Here is a 1,081-nt window from a genome sequence, read left to right as displayed (position 1 = left end):
CCGCCGAACGGCGCCGCGCCCGCTACGCCGCCGAACTCGCCCGAGGCACCGCCCACTTCCACGAACCGCGCCGCGCGGACTGCCCCTGGTGCGGCTCGGCCCGGCTGCGCACCCGGCTGCGCGCCCCCGACCTGGTCCAGGGCAAGCCGGGCACCTTCGTCGTCGACGAGTGCCGGGACTGCGCGCATGCCTTCCAGAACCCCCGTCTGACCGCCGAGGGCATCGCCTTCTACCAGCGGGACCTGCACGAGGCGCACCCCGACGAGGTCGCCCTCCGCACGGCGGGCGCCCTCGGCGCGCGCGCCCGCCGCGGACGGCTGCACGCCACCGCCCGCGCGATGCTGCCGTTCCCCGAGCCGGAGAGCTGGCTGGACGTGGGCACGGGACATGCCCACTTCCCGGAGACCGCCAAACAGGTGTTCGCCTACACCTCCTTCGACGGCCTCGACCCCACCGCCCGGGTGGCCCGCGCCCGCGCGGTCGGGCGTGTCGAGGAGGCCCACGTGGGCCGGCTGACCTCCCCGGAGATCGCCGCGCGGCTGCGCGCCCGCTACGACGTGGTGAGCATGCTCCGCCACCTGGAGCACACGACCGACCCCCGCGCGGAACTCCACGCCGCTCTGGAGGTGCTGCGGCCCGGCGGCCATCTGCTGCTCGAACTCCGCGACCCGGGGAGCGCGTTCGCGACCCTGCTCGGCAAGTGGTGGCTGCCGTACGGCCAGCCCCGCCACCTCCAGCTGATCCCGCTGCCCAATCTGTGCGCGGAACTGGAGTCCCGGGGCTGCACGATCGTCACCGTCGACCGCCGGGCCGGCCATGTCCCGTACGACCTGGCCGGCGCCCTGTCGCTGGCCGTCACCCGCGCTCTCCCCGCGCCGGACGCCCCCTGGCGGGCGGTCCCGCCCGGCGCGCTGCGGCGACGGCTGCGCACCGCACTGCTCGGGGTGAGCACCCCGCTCGTCGCGGTGGCAGCGACGCTGGACCACGTCCTGGCCCCACTGCTGCGCCGCACCCGCTTCTCCAACACCTACCGCATCATCGCCCGCCGCAACTGACCTCCCCGTCGGCCGGAACCCGCCCC

The 1,081-nt window shown here is 76.0% G+C and carries 1 protein-coding gene; it reads left to right on the top strand.

The genetic code is table 11. From position 1 onward, the window contains the following. The coding region (locus tag FNH09_RS46530; RefSeq protein WP_238427508.1) for a class I SAM-dependent methyltransferase at positions 1 to 1,055 on the top strand (1,055 nt) is incomplete at its 5' end. Between the last annotated feature and the right edge of the window lie 26 nt (positions 1,056 to 1,081).

Source organism: Streptomyces adustus (assembly GCF_009377175.1).
Classification (GTDB): domain Bacteria; phylum Actinomycetota; class Actinomycetes; order Streptomycetales; family Streptomycetaceae; genus Streptomyces; species Streptomyces adustus.
The sequence above is the reverse complement of the archived record's forward strand: the minus strand, read 5'-3'. Positions and strand labels throughout refer to the sequence as shown.